At 67.1% G+C, this 15,605-nt stretch carries 13 protein-coding genes; 9 read left to right on the top strand and 4 right to left on the bottom strand.

Annotated elements, in window-relative coordinates; translation table 11 throughout:
• Positions 1–15: 15 nt before the first annotated feature.
• Both NI1_RS28000 and NI1_RS27995 read right to left on the bottom strand, forming a co-directional pair.
• Positions 16–483 (bottom strand): TIGR04338 family metallohydrolase, encoded by a 468-nt coding sequence (locus NI1_RS28000; RefSeq protein WP_067826482.1) that lies wholly within the window; start codon positions 481–483, stop codon positions 16–18.
• Between the two features lie 41 nt (positions 484–524).
• Positions 525–1,364, bottom strand: a complete 840-nt coding sequence (locus NI1_RS27995; protein WP_067826479.1) for a DUF2786 domain-containing protein — start codon at positions 1,362–1,364, stop codon at positions 525–527.
• Positions 1,365–1,500: 136 nt separating this feature from the next.
• Between NI1_RS27995 and NI1_RS27990 the strand changes: the two genes are divergently transcribed.
• From NI1_RS27990 to NI1_RS27965, 6 genes are all read left to right on the top strand, one after another.
• Positions 1,501–2,796 carry an ABC transporter substrate-binding protein gene (locus NI1_RS27990; protein ID WP_067826348.1) on the top strand — a complete coding sequence of 432 codons (1,296 nt, stop codon included), beginning with the start codon at positions 1,501–1,503 and terminating at the stop codon, positions 2,794–2,796.
• 96 nt (positions 2,797–2,892) lie between these two features.
• Complete coding sequence (locus tag NI1_RS27985; RefSeq protein ID WP_067826465.1) at positions 2,893–3,873, top strand: carbohydrate ABC transporter permease; 981 nt, start codon at positions 2,893–2,895, stop codon at positions 3,871–3,873.
• Positions 3,873–4,772, top strand: coding sequence for a carbohydrate ABC transporter permease (locus NI1_RS27980; protein ID WP_174564530.1), 900 nt, complete (start codon positions 3,873–3,875; stop codon positions 4,770–4,772). The genes NI1_RS27985 and NI1_RS27980 overlap by 1 nt, the downstream gene beginning before the upstream one ends.
• A 348-nt stretch (positions 4,773–5,120) precedes the next feature.
• The gene (locus NI1_RS27975) at positions 5,121–7,262 is read left to right on the top strand and encodes a transglycosylase domain-containing protein (RefSeq protein WP_084523840.1); all 2,142 of its coding nucleotides are present in this window, start codon (positions 5,121–5,123) and stop codon (positions 7,260–7,262) included.
• A 253-nt stretch (positions 7,263–7,515) separates the two neighbouring features.
• Complete coding sequence (locus tag NI1_RS27970) at positions 7,516–7,971, top strand: GyrI-like domain-containing protein (RefSeq protein ID WP_067826344.1); 456 nt, start codon at positions 7,516–7,518, stop codon at positions 7,969–7,971.
• 5 nt (positions 7,972–7,976) lie between these two features.
• Positions 7,977–8,402, top strand: a complete 426-nt coding sequence (locus NI1_RS27965) for a GyrI-like domain-containing protein (RefSeq protein ID WP_067826342.1) — start codon at positions 7,977–7,979, stop codon at positions 8,400–8,402.
• 116 nt (positions 8,403–8,518) lie between these two features.
• Here NI1_RS27965 and NI1_RS27960 read toward each other — a convergent pair whose 3' ends face one another.
• Together NI1_RS27960 and NI1_RS27955 are read right to left on the bottom strand one after the other, a co-directional pair.
• On the bottom strand, positions 8,519–9,613 hold the full coding sequence (locus NI1_RS27960) for an inositol-3-phosphate synthase (protein WP_067826340.1): 1,095 nt from the start codon (positions 9,611–9,613) through the stop codon (positions 8,519–8,521).
• A complete protein-coding gene (locus NI1_RS27955) occupies positions 9,606–10,163 on the bottom strand; it encodes a PadR family transcriptional regulator (RefSeq protein WP_067720701.1) in 558 nt (185 codons plus the stop codon). Before NI1_RS27955 ends, NI1_RS27960 begins: the two co-directional genes overlap by 8 nt.
• A gap of 288 nt (positions 10,164–10,451) precedes the next feature.
• On the opposite strand from NI1_RS27955, the gene NI1_RS27950 reads away from it, so the two are divergent.
• From NI1_RS27950 to NI1_RS27940, 3 genes are all read left to right on the top strand, one after another.
• Positions 10,452–10,865 (top strand): DUF5318 domain-containing protein, encoded by a 414-nt coding sequence (locus NI1_RS27950; RefSeq protein ID WP_084523838.1) that lies wholly within the window; start codon positions 10,452–10,454, stop codon positions 10,863–10,865.
• 638 nt (positions 10,866–11,503) lie between these two features.
• Positions 11,504–13,771, top strand: a complete 2,268-nt coding sequence (locus NI1_RS27945; RefSeq protein WP_245663434.1) for a transglycosylase domain-containing protein — start codon at positions 11,504–11,506, stop codon at positions 13,769–13,771.
• Between the two features lie 138 nt (positions 13,772–13,909).
• A complete protein-coding gene (locus NI1_RS27940; RefSeq protein WP_067826454.1) occupies positions 13,910–15,568 on the top strand; it encodes a glycosyltransferase family 87 protein in 1,659 nt (552 codons plus the stop codon).
• Positions 15,569–15,605 lie beyond the last annotated feature (37 nt).

Raw genomic sequence — 15,605 nt, 5'->3', positions numbered from 1 at the left:
CGTCATCCCGGTACATCAGGCGATGCGAACTCCGCAGGAATACAGCGTAGTTCGCAGAAGCAGTGCGGCCTCGGGGCCGATGACGCCGTCGACCAATTCCAGGTAGCGGGCACAGAATTCCGGACCGTGCGGCGCGGTTTCACCGGGGCCGGGATCCACGTGATGGGCCAATTCGTGCAGGATCACCAATTCCCGTAGCGCCCAGGCTGTTCCACCGGCATGCAGCGGAACCGCGAGCACCGAACCGTCGGCTTCGTAATGCGCGGCTTTGGTCCCGGCGCGGGAGCGGACGGTCACCGCCACACCGGCACGATCCCATTGCGCCCGCACCCAATTCAACGCCAGCACCTTGTCCACATAACTCTGCACCGATTCCACCGAAGCGAACCGCCGCTCCACCGGCAGCGTCAACTGCGAACCATGCATTTCCACCGTGCGCGCCCCGAATTCGTCGGCGCGGTCGAACATCCCCCGGACCAGCATCTCCGCGTCGTAGACCCGGCTGCGCTGGGAATCGCGGAGCGTCACCTCTCGCCGCTCGGCAATTGTCCACGCGGCCCGCCCAATTCGCCCGAATCGCCGAGCCGGGCATTACGTCCGGCACGATCCCCGGCCCGCCGCGCCGCCGCCGAATAACCCGCCGAAGCCTGCGGCCCGCGCCAGGTCCCGCGCGCCTCCGAGGTGCGCCCGTAGAAGTCGGTCAGCTCCAATTCCTTGTTGCGCAACGCCAAAGCAGTACCGGCCGCCACGGATTCGGTGATTTCGGCCCGCACCGCCTCGGCCTCCACATCCGCTTTCACCTCGGCCAGCCGTTTGCCGATCCGCGCCGCGAAAGCCATCTGGAAATTCAGCCGCGCGGTCACGCCCGCCACCGGCGTCTGCACCTTGCGCTGCACCTTTCGACCCCAGCGATTCTCGATCACCACCTTCTCGGTGGTCGCCGATTTATAGGACCCCGACTTGATGTACTGATCCGAGGCCCGCACCATCTGGATCAGCAGGCTCGTGTACAGCGCCTCACAGGTATCGATATCGGTGTCGAATCCGTAGGCGTACACGGTGGTCGAAGTCCGGGCCACATCGCAGCGCACATCATTGGCCGCCGCGATCGCCACGAACAGCTGCACGTAGGTACGCAATCCGCGCTTGCCGGGCTCGCCGATCGGAATCACCCGCTGCACGGGCGTGGGCCGCCGCTCCCGGGTCGCGATATGCGCCCGCGCCACCGCCAGATCGATCGACGATCGGGTGGCCAGTTTCTGCGCCGCCGCCAGAAAGGCTTCCGCCTCATGGTCGTTGTCGGTCGATTCCGCTTGCCGCAGCAAACCGCCGATCCGCGTGAGCATCTTGTCCTGAGCCGACATCGCCATCAGCCTAGCGACCTGCGCTACCTGCGCGAACGTGAGGTAGTCCGGGCGTCTCGAACCGCCACCATGTATCTTCCCTTGTGCACCCGGCCCAGTGTGCTGCCGCTCACGTCTCGACCCTGGAGTATCCGCGATGGCTTTGAAGCAGGTCCTACGAACGTCACTGGTCCCACGCGCCGCCGTGGTCATGACCGGAGCCGCGCTGCTGACGGCGACCTTCGTCAGCGCCTGCTCCAGTGACAGTGGGAGCAGCCCCACCTCGCAGAACCTGACGGGCCGCGGGCCGATCACCTACGTCGAGGGCAAGGACACCACCGAAACCGGTGCGGTCAAGCAGCTCGTCGAGCGCTGGAACGCCGCGCACCCGGACGAGAAGGTGACGTTCAAGGAGCAGTCCAACGACGCCAGCCAGCAGTACGACGACCTCAAGCAGCATCTGAACGCCAAGAGCTCCGACTACGACGTGGTCGCGCTCGACGTGCCGTGGACCGCCGAGTTCGCCGCCAAGGGCTGGATCCAGCCGTTGAAGGACCAGTTCGGCATCGACACCTCGACGCTGCTGTCGCCGCCGGTCGCCTCGGCCACCTACAACGGCACCCTGTACGCCGCGCCGCGCAACACCAACGGCGGCCTGCTGTACTACCGCAAGGACCTGGTGCAGGAAGCCCCCAAGACCTGGACCGAGCTGCTGAACAGCTGCCCGAAGGCGCGCGAGGCCGGAATCGGTTGCTACGCGGGCCAGTTCGCCCCCTACGAGGGTCTGACCGTGAACACCGCCGAGGTAATCAACGCCTTCGGCGGCAGCTTCGTCGGCGCGGACGGCAAGACCCCGACGGTGAACTCGCCGCAGGCGCGCGCCGGACTGTCGGTCCTGGTCGAGGCGTACAAGAACGGTGACATCCCGCCGCAGGCGCTCTCGTTCAAGGAGCCGGAGTCGCAGAACGCCTTCGTCACCGGCAAGCTCATGTACATGCGCGGCTGGCCGTCCAGCTTCGGTGACGCCGGCTCCGACGCCTCCGCGGTGAAGGACAAGTTCGGGGTCGCCCCGCTGCCCGGCAAGGACGGCATCGGCGCGTCCACCCTCGGTGGCTACAACGCCGCCATCAGCGCCTTCTCCAAGAACAAGGCCACCGCGCTGGACTTCCTGCGCTACCTGATCAGCGAGGACGCGCAGCACATCGTCGCCCAGGGCGCGCTGCCGTCGGTGCGCGCTTCGGTCTACGACGACCCGGCCCTGATCGCCAAGATGCCGTACCTGCCCGCGCTCAAGGACTCCATCGCCTCCGCGGTGCCGCGTCCGGTGACCCCGTACTACTCGGCGGTGTCGAAGGCCGTGCAGGAGAACGCCTACAAGGCGATCGAGGGCAAGCAATCGGTCGACGACGCGATTATCGGTATGCAGAAGGGCATCGAGACCGCCGGGTCGTAGGATTCTCCCGTCTTGACGAGTCCGTCCCGCAGGAGAAGAGAACCGGTGTCACGTCCTTCGGGAGCGACCGAGGTCGCGCCGCCCGATCTGCCCGACATGTCCACGAAACCCACTGCGTCCCAGCCGAAGCGCCGTACCGGCATGTCCGGTACGGCGAAAGCCTGGCTGTTCGTGACGCCGGTGCTGCTCGCGCTGGCGGTGGTGATCGGCTATCCGGTGGTCCGGGCGCTGATCATGTCGTTCCAGAAGGATTCCGGGCTCGATCCCGCCACCGGCATGTTCGTCGAAGGCGGCAACGCGGGCTTCGACAACTACACGCACTGGCTGATGCAGCAGTGCACCAACAGCTTCGGTGAGACGGTCAGCTGCCCCACCGGCAATCTGGGCTCGCAGTTCTGGCTGGCCATCGGGGTCACGCTGTTCTTCACGGTGATCACGGTGACGCTCGAGGCCACCATCGGGCTCGGCATGGCCATGATCATGGGCAAGACCTTCAAGGGCCGGGCGCTGCTGCGCGCGGCCGTGCTGATTCCGTGGGCCATCCCGACCGCCGTCACGGCGCGGTTGTGGGAGTTCATGTTCCAGTACGACGGCGTGGTGAACCGGGTGCTCGGCACCCACATCCTGTGGACCGTCGACGAATGGCCGTCGCGGTTCGCGGTGATCGCCGCGGACGTGTGGAAGACCACGCCGTTCATGGCATTGCTGATTCTGGCCGGGCTGCAAGTCATTCCGGAGGACGTGTACGAGGCCGCGAAGGTCGACGGTGCGACAGCGTGGCAGCGGTTCCGGCACATCACGATGCCGCTGCTGAAGCCGGCGCTGTTGGTGGCGGTGCTGTTCCGCACCATGGACGCGCTGCGCATGTACGACCTGCCGGCCATCATGACGCAGTCGAATGCCAATACCCGGACCATCTCCATGCTGGTGGTGGATCAGGTGCGGCAGGGGCCCAACAGCGCTTCGGCACTGTCGATCATCACCTTCCTGCTCATCTTCACGGTGGCGTTCCTGCTGGTGAAGGTGCTGGGGGCCAATGCGGTTCGCACCCAGGAAGCACAGCGGGAGGCGCACTGATGAGCAGCAATATGACGAAGGAACCGGCCGCCGCGCCGAAGCAGCCGGTCGCACAGGCGGTTCCGTGGACCAAGAAGCTGGCGTCGGGGCGCGTCTATCTGGGCGCGCTGATCGTGCTGGTGTGGGGGCTCGGGCCGTTCTACTGGATGGTCGTGACCGCGCTGCGCGATCCGGACTACCAGTTCGACAACACGCCGTGGCCCACCCACGTGACGTTCGAGAACTTCAGCAATGCCTTCGATACCAGCCGCGGCAACGACTTCGGGCGGGCGCTGGGCAACAGCGTGATCATCGGATTGTTCACCACGGTGGTCGCGCTGGTCATCGGTGTGATGGCGGCGTACGCGCTGGCGCGGCTGACCTTCAAGGGGCAGTACGTGGTGTCGGGGCTGATTCTCTCGGCGTCCATGTTCCCGGTGGTGGTGCTGGTGACGCCGCTGTTCCAGCTGTTCACCGATATCGGGTGGATCGGGCACTACCAGGCCATGATCATTCCGAATATCTCGTTCGTGCTGCCGATGACGGTGTACATCCTGGCGTCGTTCTTCACCGAATTGCCTTGGGAGCTGGAGGAAGCGGCGCGCATCGACGGAGCGTCGCGGTTCCAGGCGTTCCGGTTGATCATGCTGCCGCTGGCGGCTCCGGCCGTATTCACCACTGCCATCCTGGCTTTCATCGCGGCGGTCAACGAATATCTGCTGGCGCGGCTGCTCTCGTCCGACAAGACCGAGCCGGTGACGGTGGCGGTTGCTCGCTTCTCGGGTAACAACCCGCTGGTCCAGCCCTATGCGGCGATCATGGCGGCGGGCACGATCGTCACCATTCCCCTGGTGATCATGGTGCTGCTCTTCCAGCGGCGGATCATCTCCGGTCTGACCGCTGGTGGTGTGAAGAGCTGAGCCTTCGACTCAGCAAGAGATAGGGATTTCGGGGGCTTCGCCCCCGAACCCCCTACCAGGGCGACAGGTTCCGCCTAGCCCCGAACCCCCTGCCTGGGCGACAGGGTTCCGCCTAGCCCCGAACCCCTTACTGGGGCGGGGTACCGCGTGGGCCCCCGACCCGATTTCCTTTCTGCGGGCGGCGCGCCCAATAGCCCCGACCGGTCGGGTGTGTCCACTAGCATGGGTCGCGCCGCACAGCGCTGTCTGCGGCGTCCCGTACGCAAGCTTTTTCGACGCTCCAGTGAGGAGATGTTCGTGAGCTCGTCCCGTAAACGGCGTCGCAGTGATCCGGCACCGTACGCCACCATGGCTGGCTGGAATGAGCTCGCTACCGCCAATTCCAGGCGTCAACCTTCGCACAGCCGGCCGCGCAAACGGTCGAAACCGCCAGAAGAGCCGTCGAACTCGCAGCGGCCCAAGCGGTCACGCGGGTACCGGGTGTTCCGGGTGCTGGTCATGCTGTTCGCGATCCTGGTGGTGCTGCCCGCCGCGCTGTTCGGACTCGCCTACTGGAGTGCGGAGATTCCGGACCCGGCCTCGGTGCAGACCAATCAGATCGCCACCATCCTCACCTCCGACGGCAATACCGTGATCGCGAAGGTCGTTCCGCCGGAGGGCAATCGGGTCCCGGTGCCGCTCACCGATGTCCCGCAACCGGTGCGGCTGGCCATGCTCTCGGCGGAGGACCGCAACTTCTACACCAATCCCGGCTACTCCACCTCGGCATTCGTGCGCGCGGCCCGCGACAACTTCGCCGGTAAGGAAGACGCGGGCGGCGGCTCCACCATCACCCAGCAATACGTGAAGAACGCCTTCCTCAGTTCCGAACGGACCTTGAGCCGCAAGATGCGCGAGCTCATCATCTCCGCCAAGATGGCCCGCGAATGGAGCAAGGACGACATTCTCGCCGCCTACCTGAACACCATCTACTACGGTCGCGGCGCGTACGGCATCCAGGCGGCGGCCAAGGCGTACTTCGCCAAACCCGTTCCGGAGCTGACCCTCGCCGAAGGCGCGGTGCTGGCGGCCGTGGTGCGCACCCCGTCCGCGCTCGATCCGGAGACGCATCTCGAGCAGCTGAAGGCGCGCTGGGCGTATGTGCTCGACGGCATGGTGGAGATGGGCGCGCTGAACCGCCAGGCGCGCACCGCCACCGTGTTCCCGAACATCGTGCCGGTCACCGAACTCGACGACAGCATTCCGCGCGGCCCGGAGGGTTTGATCCGGGCGCAGGTGCTGCGGGAGCTGCGCGCCTCCGGGATCAGCGAGCAGGAATTGAATACCGGTGCGCTCCAGATCATCACGACCATCGACGCGCGGGCGCAGCAGGCGGCGCTGAACGCGGTGAGCGGGTCGCTGGGCGGGCAGCCCGGTGAATTGCGCACGGCCGTGGTGTCGATCGATCCGCGCACGGGTGCGGTGCGCGCCTATTACGGCGGACCGGACGGTATCGGATTCGATTTCGCGCAAGCCCCCTTGCAAACCGGTTCCGCCTTCAAGACCTTCGCGGTGCTGGCCGCCCTGCAACAGGGCATCACCATGAGCTACAAGATCGACAGCAGTCCGGTCACCGTGAACGGCGAGAAGATCCAGAACGTGGGCGGCGAGACCTGCGGCACCTGCCCGCTCTCCGAAGCGTTCAAGCGCTCGCTCAACACCAGCTTCTACCGGCTCACCCAATCGCTGTTCGAAGGCCCGAAAGCCATTGCCAACGCGGCACATCAGGCGGGCATCCCGGAATCGATTCCGGGCGTGGCGGGTAAGACGCTCACCGAGGACGGCGGCCCGCCGCTGCCCTCGATCGTGCTGGGCGCGTACTCGGTCCGGCCCATCGACATGGCTTCGGCGTACGCCACCCTCGCCGCGTCGGGGGCCTATCGCGCCCCCTACTTCGTACAGAAGGTGACCACCGCGGACGGCCGGGTGCTGCTCGATCGCGCCGCCGACCCGCAGCGGACCGAACAGCGCATCACCCCGGCCGTGGCCGATACCGTCACCCAGGCCATGCTGCCCATCGCCGCCTACTCCAACGGGCACAATCTGGCGGGCCGTCCCTCGGCCGCCAAGACCGGCACCACCCAACTCGGCGACAGCGGCCAGAACAAGGACGCCTGGATGGTCGGTTTCACGCCGTCGCTGGCGACCGCGGTGTGGGTGGGAACCGAACAGTCCCAACCCATCCGGACCCGGGGCGGGGCCGCCATCTACGGTTCCGGCTTGCCGTCCGATATCTGGAAGCAGACCATGGACGGCGCGCTGGAGGGCACACCCGTCGAACAGTTCCCCAATCCCGATCCGCTGCCCGGTTCGCCGCCCGCCAACGCGAACTGGGACATCCTGAATCCCGGCCCCGCCCAGCAGCAGGATCCGGTGGTGATCATTCCGCCGGCCGAACCGCCGCGGCAGGTCGAGATCTTCCCCGGGCTCAGCATTCCGGTCCCCGGCTAGCCCGGATGCCCCCGCGACGCGCCGATTCGTTATGCGCCACCCCCATTCGGGGGTGTGAAGGCGCGCCCGCCACCGCTACTCTTCACCGTGATCCGGTGTTGATCATGTTTGCGCGGCTACCGCGCCCCATCCATGGGCAGCCGCGGATATGGTGGAACCGGCTACCGATGCCAGCGACTCCGGCGAATGGTGGCAGGATGCGGGTGGGAGCAGGGTGGGGTCGGACACAGCACGAGACTTAGGGGCGACGCCGGTGGAATTCAATGTCGTTGAACGCCACGAGACGCTGGTAGCCGGAACGGTGCTACGCAGCCCGGCTCTCGCGGTCGAAGGACCGCGCCGCGCGAAGGTCGAAGAGGCGTGGAAGCGCACCATGGCGCGCGACCTGCCGGGCCCGCCGGCCACCGCATACGTGGATCACGCGCCGGAGATCGGCTCGTACCTGACCCATATCGTCGGCTACGAGTGCAAATCCCTCGACGACCTGTTGCCCGGCGATGTGCTGGCTCGCGTCCCCGCCGGCACCTTCGCGCGCTTCGTCCGCAACGGTGACAACCTCGGCGACACCGTGGTGTCGATCTGGCGCACCGTCTGGGATCTGGAGGCGACGGGCCAGCTGACCCGCGCGTACACCGGGGATTTCGAGCACTATCCGGATTCCCGGACGGTGGAGATTTTCGTCGCGCTCGATACGAGCGTGGAGGGGTAGGGGCCGTGGACTTCGAAATCGTCACCCTGGATCCGTTCCTGGTCGGCGGGCTCACCATTCCCCTGGCGGGGCGCGAGGTCACCGCACGCGACCTGGACCTGGTCAACTTCACCTGGGACCGCTACCTGGCACGCGAGAAGAAGATCGAGCGCGTGGCGGCCTACATCGGCCAGAACGACCACGCCGTAGCGGTTTTGGGCTACGAGCTATCGGACCTGGGTGATCTCGACACCGGAGATGTGGTGACCCGCATCCCGTCCGGCCGCTACGCGAAATTCGTTGTCTCCGACAAGCCTTACGACCTGCTCCGCACCGCCTGGGCCAAGGTCGCCAAGGCCGAGAACGCGGGCACCATCACCCGCTCTCACTCCGCCGAGATCGAGCGCTACACCGGCCCGACCTCCGTAGAGGTCTACGTCTCCCTCGACTGAGTACCAAAAACGAAGGGCGGGGCCGCGATTGGATCGCGGCCCCGCCTTGTTCGTGAGCGAGTACCAGCCCCACCCTCGGGGTTTCAGGGCTTGCCCCTGAGAGTTGCGAGAGTTGTCTAACCCTCGATGATGAAGGCTTCGAGCTGGGCGCGCGCGACGTCGTCGGCGAGCTGCTTCGGCGGGGACTTCATCAGGTAGGCCGAGGCCGGGATGACGGGTCCGCCGATGCCGCGGTCCTTGGCGATCTTCGCGGCGCGCACGGCGTCGATGATGATGCCGGCCGAGTTCGGCGAGTCCCACACCTCGAGCTTGTACTCCAGGTTCAGCGGCACATCACCGAAGGCACGACCCTCGAGGCGGACGTACGCCCACTTGCGGTCGTCGAGCCACTCGACGTAGTCCGACGGGCCGATGTGCACATTGCGGTCGTGCACCTTGCCCGCCAGCGGACCCTCGAGGTTCGAGGTCACGGCCTGGGTCTTGGAGACCTTCTTGGACTCCAGGCGCTCCCGCTCGAGCATGTTCTTGAAGTCCATATTGCCGCCGACGTTCAGCTGGTACGTGCGATCCAGCACCACGCCGCGGTCCTCGAACAGCTTGGCCATCACGCGGTGCGTGATGGTCGCGCCGACCTGGGACTTGATGTCGTCACCGACGATCGGCACGCCGGCGTCGACGAACTTCTGCGCCCAGACCGGGTCGGAAGCGATGAACACGGGCAGCGCGTTGACGAACGCCACGCCGGCGTCCAGGGCGCACTGCGCGTAGAACTTGTCCGCCTCTTCAGAACCGACCGGCAGGTAGGAGACGAGGACGTCGACCTTGTTGTCCTTCAGCACCTTCACCACGTCGACCGGCTCGGCCTCGGAGAGTTCGATGGTCTGCGCGTAGTACTTGCCGATGCCGTCGAGGGTCGGACCACGCTGCACGGTGACGTCGCTCGGCGGCACGTCGGAGATCTTGATGGTGTTGTTCTCGCTGGCGAAGATCGCGTCGGAGAGGTCGAACCCGACCTTCTTGGCGTCGACGTCGAACGCGGCGACGAACTTCACATCGCGGACGTGGTAGGCCCCGAACTTGACGTGCATGAGACCGGGGACGGTCGCGTTCTCGTCGGCGTCCTTGTAGAAGTGCACGCCCTGGACCAGGGAAGACGCGCAGTTTCCTACGCCGACGATGGCCACCCGTACTTCGGTGTTGATGTCACTCATGGCCGATATTTCCCTCTTTCTGTGGTGCCGCCTTCGTCGATTGCTCCGCAGCAATCAACTCGTTGAGCCAGCGCACTTCACGCTCGCTTGATTCGAGACCGAGTTGATGGAGCTGGCGGGTGTAGCGATCCAGTTGCCCGCTGGCTCGCTTGATGGCCTCCCGCAGTCCTTCTCGGCGCTCCTCGACCTGCCTCCGCCGCCCCTCCAGGATCCGCATCCGCGCTTCCGCGGGGGTGCGGCTGAAGAAGGCCAGATGAACGCCGAAGCCGTCGTCGGTGTAGTTCTGGGGCCCGGTGTCCGCGAGTAGTTCCGCGAACCGCACCCGCCCCGTTTCAGTCAGTTGGTAAACCCGCCGCGCACGTCGCGTGGTCAAACCTTGCGGGCTCTCCTCAGCGATAAGACCGTCCAGTTGCATTCGCTTCAGGGTCGGATACAGCGACCCGTAGGAGAAGGCGCGGAACGGTCCGAGCAGGCCGGTGAGCCGCTTGCGCAGTTCATAGCCGTGCATCGGCGATTCGAGGAGCAGCCCGAGGATTGCCAACTCGAGCACCGGGCCTCACCCCCTGACTGGTTCGTTTCAGATCTAACCGATGGATGCAGTTCCAAACTATATCGCGCCGATATATTACGCGCGCACTGAACCGCCTCTCCGACACTTCAGCGGACGGCTGGGAGGCCGTCGGAGTCATGCATCCGTGCCCGCGGTCAGGAGCGAGCCGATTTCGGGGGTGCCCGACGAGTTACCCGGACCGGCGCGAGATCAGTCGTTACCTTGGGATACGCCAAGAGTCTCTCTGGGGAGTGCGGGCTGCCGGTCACCGCAAGTACTCTGGGTGCCGTGCGAATTCAGCGGCAGGTAGTGGACTATGCGCTCCGGCGCCGGTCGCTGCTGGCCGACGTCTACGCGGGGCGGGTGGCCGTGGCGGAAGTCTGTGATGCGAACCCGTACCTGTTGCGTGCGGCCAAGTTCCACGGGCGGGGGAGCGAGGTCACATGCCCGATTTGCAGGAAAGAGCAGTTGACTCTCGTATCGTGGGTCTACGGCGACGGGCTCGGGCAGATGGCCGGCTCGGCTCGCGCACCGGAGGAACTGCTCCGGATGGCCGAGGGTCGCGAAGAGTTCACGGTGCATGTGGTCGAGGTGTGCCGGACCTGTAGCTGGAACCATTTGGTGCAGTCCTATGTGCTGGGCCGCGCGCCCGCGCCGACGGGCCGCCGCCGTTCCGGCACGCGCCGCACCGCCGCCGAGTGAAAGGCGACGAGAACTGCTGATTCGCGGGCGGTGATCGCCCGCGGCGGCACGGCCAGGCCGCCACCACGGGGAACCAGGAACGTATCGAGTAGCTATTGGAGATCCACGCTGTGAATTCGCCCTATGACGACGGACCGCGCGGCGGCCGCCCCCGTGGCGGTTCGCAATCCGGACCCGGTGGTTACCCGCCACCCCGCCCGAGCGCTCCGCCTCCGGGCGCACGGCAGCCGCAGGGCCGTCCCGGTCAAGGACCGAACGGTCCGGTACAGCGTGGCCCGCAGCCGGGCGGCGCGGTGCCGCCGCGCGGTCCGCAACCGCCGCGGGGCCCGCAACCCCCGCGCGGTCCACAGCCCCAGGGCGGGCAGCCGCGCGGCGGCGAGGCGCCGCGGCGTCCGGCCCCCGATCACATTCAGCGGGCCGCGACCTCCGATCGCACCCAGCGCGGCGGCACCGACACCCGGCCGCGTCCGGCGAACGACCGCACCCGGCCGCCGTCGGGTGCGCAGCCCGCGTCCCGGCGGCCCGCCCCGGCCGGCAACGGCAACGGCACTCCCCCGGGTGCGCCGCCGCGTCGCCCGGGTGGCGGCGGTGGCGGTTCGGGCAGCGGCCGGGGCGCGGCCGCTCCCCGCAAGCGCTCGATCTGGCGGACGCTGCGCCGCATCGCCTACACCGGTAGCGGGCTGCTTATCATCGGCCTCTGCGCGGTCTTCCTGATCGCCTACTCGGCGGCCGACGTGCCGCGCCCGGGTGACCTGAAGACCAATCAGGTGGCGACCATCTACATGTCGGACGGCTCCTCGGTGCTGTCCAAAGTGGTTCCGCCGGAAGGCAACCGCACCGACGTCACCATCGATCAGATCCCGCCGCACGTGCGCAATGCCGTGATCGCGGCCGAGGACCGTGACTTCTACACCAATCCGGGCTTCTCGATCGGCGGCTTCGTGCGCGCTTTGCGCGACAATGTGCTCGGCAAGGAGAGCGCCGGCGGTGGTTCGACCATTACGCAGCAGTACGTGAAGAACGCCATGGTCGGCAATGAGCGCTCGCTGACCCGTAAGCTGCGCGAGCTGGTGATCTCGGCCAAGATGGCCAAGCAGTGGTCCAAGGACGACATTCTCACCGCGTACCTGAACACCATCTACTTCGGTCGTGGCGCGTACGGCATCAATGCCGCCGCCAAGGCGTACTTCGGCAAGCCGGTGTCCGAGCTGACCGTGGCCGAGGGCGCGGTGCTGGCGGCGACGATTCAGCAGCCGTCCAATCTGGATCCGGAGAAGAATCCGAAGGGCGCGCAGGAGCGCTGGAAGTACGTGCTCGAGGGCATGGAGAAGGCCGGGGCGGTCACCGCCGCCGATCGCGCGAATATGCAGTATCCGCAGGTGATTCCGGCCGCCGACGCGCAGGCCGACAAGACCCTGGACTCCGGCGCCGAGGGCCTGATCAAGACCCAGGTGCTCAAGGAGCTGACCGATGCCGGCATCTCCGAGCACGAGCTCAATACCGAGGGCTTGCAGATCTACACCACCATCGATCCGAAGGCGCAGCAGGCGGCCATCGACGCGGTGACCAAGAACATGCAGGGTGAGCCGGAGAAGCTGCGCACGGCGGTGGTTTCGGTGGATCCGAAGACCGGTGCGGTGCGCGCCTACTACGGCGGTTCCGACGGCCAGGGCTACGACTTCGCGAATGCCGGTCTGCCGCCGGGCTCTTCGTTCAAGGTGTTCGGTCTGGCCGAGAACCTGGAGCTGGGCAAGCCGCTTTCGACGCTGTACGACTCCTCGCCGGTGACGGTGAACGGCATCAAGATCACCAACGTCGAGGGTGAGCAGTGCGGGATGTGCACCATCTCCGAGGCGCTCAAGCGCTCGCTGAACACCAGCTTCTACCGCATGATGCTGGACATGCCGGGCAACGGCCCGCAGAAGATCGCCGATATGGCGCACAAGCTCGGTATCCCGGAAACCATTCCGGGCGTGGGCAAAACGCTCACCGAACCGGACGGCAGCGGCCCCAACAACGGCGTCGTGCTGGGTCAGTACCAGGTGCGGCCGCTGGACATGGCCTCCGCGTACGCCACGCTGGCCGCCTCGGGCGTCTATCACAAGCCGCACTTCGTGACCAAGGTCGTCACCTCCGACGGCACCGTGCTGCTGGATCGCGGCGAGGTCGCCGGTGAGCAGCGGGTCTCGGCCGCGATCGCCGACAATGTCACCGACGCCATGAAACCCATTGCGGCGTGGTCGCGTAACCATCAGCTGGCCGGGGGCCGCCTCTCCGCCACCAAGACCGGCACCAACCAGCTTGGCGATACCGGCGAGAACCGCGACTCGTGGATGGTCGGCTACACCCCGTCGCTGTCCACCGCGGTGTGGATCGGTACCGAGCAGGGCGAGAAGCTGCGCAATGCCAGCGGCGGCATGATCTACGGTTCCGGCCTGCCGGCCGATATCTGGAAGGACACCATGGACGGCGCGCTCAAGGGCACGCCGAACGAGAACTTCCCGAAGCCGGGCGCGATCGCCGGTCAGGCCGGTGTGCCGTCCTGGTCGGCGCCGTACACCGCGCCCTCCACCACCGAGCAGGCGGTGGCGCCGCCGGTGTTCACCACCAGCCAGATGCCGATTCCGGGCCTGCCCGGCTTCTCCATCCCGATTCCGGGGGTGGCGCCGAATCCGCAGAACCAGAGCCAGCCCAATCAGGGCGGCCAGAACGGTGGTCGCAGCGGTCAGACCCAGGAGGGCGACAGCGGCGGTACCGGTGGCGGTACCGGTGGCGGCACCGGCCCGCTGCCCGGTCAGCCGGTCGCACCGGCCGACGGTGGCGCGGCGACCACCACCGCGCCCAGTGGCGGCACCGGTGGCGGCAACGGGAACGGTGGCGGCAACGGAGGAACGCGCAGTCGGTAGCCTCAGGCCGTGATCGAGCAGGAACTCGTGCCGCAGCCGCCGGCCAGTGACGGGCCGGCCGGCGATACGGAGACGGGTGGGCCCGCCCCCGGTGCCACCGGGGGCGGGCCCGCGCCCGACAATGCTGGGGGGCAGCACATTTCAACGCAGGGCTACGAATCGCCGGCGCCGCTCGCGCGGGATCTGCGCTCGGCCGACGATCGCGACAAACCGAGCCGCACCGATGCGATGGGCGCGCAGCTGGCCGATCTGATCGGCGGCCCGGTGGGCGATCACGCGCTGATCGGCCGCGCTCGTTTCTGGACGCCGGTGCGCGTCATGCTCGCTTTCGCGGTGCTCTTCCTGGCGTTCGGCTGGTTCGGCAAGGCGGGCTGTATTCAGCAGCGGCCGGACGAGAACGGGCTGCTCGGCCTGGATTGGGACAACGGCCGCCAATACGTGGCCATGTGCTATTCGGACACGGTGCCGCTGTACGGCGCGGAGCGCCTGAACGAGGGCGCGTTCCCGTACAAGAAGCAGTGGACCGACATCGACGGCGCCGGCCGGCCGCAGACGCGGTACATGGAGTATCCGGTGCTGTCGGGGCTCTATCAGTACGCGTCGATGGGGGTCGCCAAGGCGTGGAAGGCCGCATCGCATCCGGGCCAGGTGACCGCCGACGGCGAGCGCAAATACTCGGGTCCGCGCCTGCCCGACGCCCTCGAGGTCGTCATCTACTTCAATGTGGTCGCCGTCGGCCTGTCGATGGCGTGGCTGGTGACGGTGTGGGCATCGGCGCGCTTGGCGGGCGCCCGCCGGGTGTGGGATGCCGCGCTGGTGGCATTGTCGCCGCTGGTGCTGGTGCACGCCTTCACCAATTTCGATGCCCTGGCAACGGCTTTCGCGGCCTGCGGGTTACTGGCCTGGGCCAGGCGACGCCCCGTGCTGGCGGGTGTGCTGCTCGGTTTGGGCGGTGCGGCGAAGCTGTACCCGCTGCTGCTGCTCGGCCCGATCCTGATCCTGTGCATGCGTGCCGAACACCATGGCGAGGACGAGGATCCGGCCTGGGGTGGCCTGCGGCCGCTGCGCGCGGCGTGGTCGGCCATCGCGGCGGCGGCGATCACCTGGCTGGCGGTGAACGCGCCCATCGCGTGGCTGTACGCGCGCGGCTGGCGAGAGTTCTTCCGGCTCAACACCGAACGCCACGCCGACCCCGATTCGATCTACAACGTGATCACCTCGTTCACCGGCTGGACCGGTTTCGACGGCGTGCTCGCGCCGGGGGAAGCGCCCAACATCTTGAATGTGGTTTCGCTGCTGCTGTTCCTGACCTGCTGCGCCGCGATCGGCTGGATCGGCCTGACCGCCGCCCGCCGCCCCCGCCTGGCCCAGTTGACCTTCCTGGTGGTGGCCGCCTTCCTGCTCACCAACAAGGTCTGGAGCCCGCAGTATTCGCTGTGGCTGGTGCCATTGGCAGTGCTGGCACTACCGCAGCGCCGAATCCTGTTGGCGTGGATGACGATCGACGCCCTGGTCTGGGTCCCCCGCATGTATTACTACCTGGGCACCGATCACAAGGGCCTGCCGGAGCAATGGTTCACCGGCACGGTAGTGCTCCGCGACATCGCGGTAATCGCACTGTGCGCCTTGGTAATCCGCCAAATCTACCGCCCCGAGCAGGACCCGGTACGCCGCGACGGCCTGGACGATCCGAGCGGCGGCCTGCTCGATCGCACCCGCGACCCGTCCGATCCGTGGCTGCCACCGTTCTGGCAGCCACGAACCCCGGTCACCGCGGGAAGCGCCGCAGGCCGGTGACCGACCGAACCTGAACCAGTGCGCGTACTTCTTCCGC

Source organism: Nocardia inohanensis NBRC 100128 (assembly GCF_001612945.1).
GTDB classification, from domain to species: Bacteria; Actinomycetota; Actinomycetes; order Mycobacteriales; family Mycobacteriaceae; genus Nocardia; species Nocardia inohanensis.
Note: the sequence above shows the minus strand (reverse complement) of the source record. Positions and strands in the feature narration are given on the sequence as shown.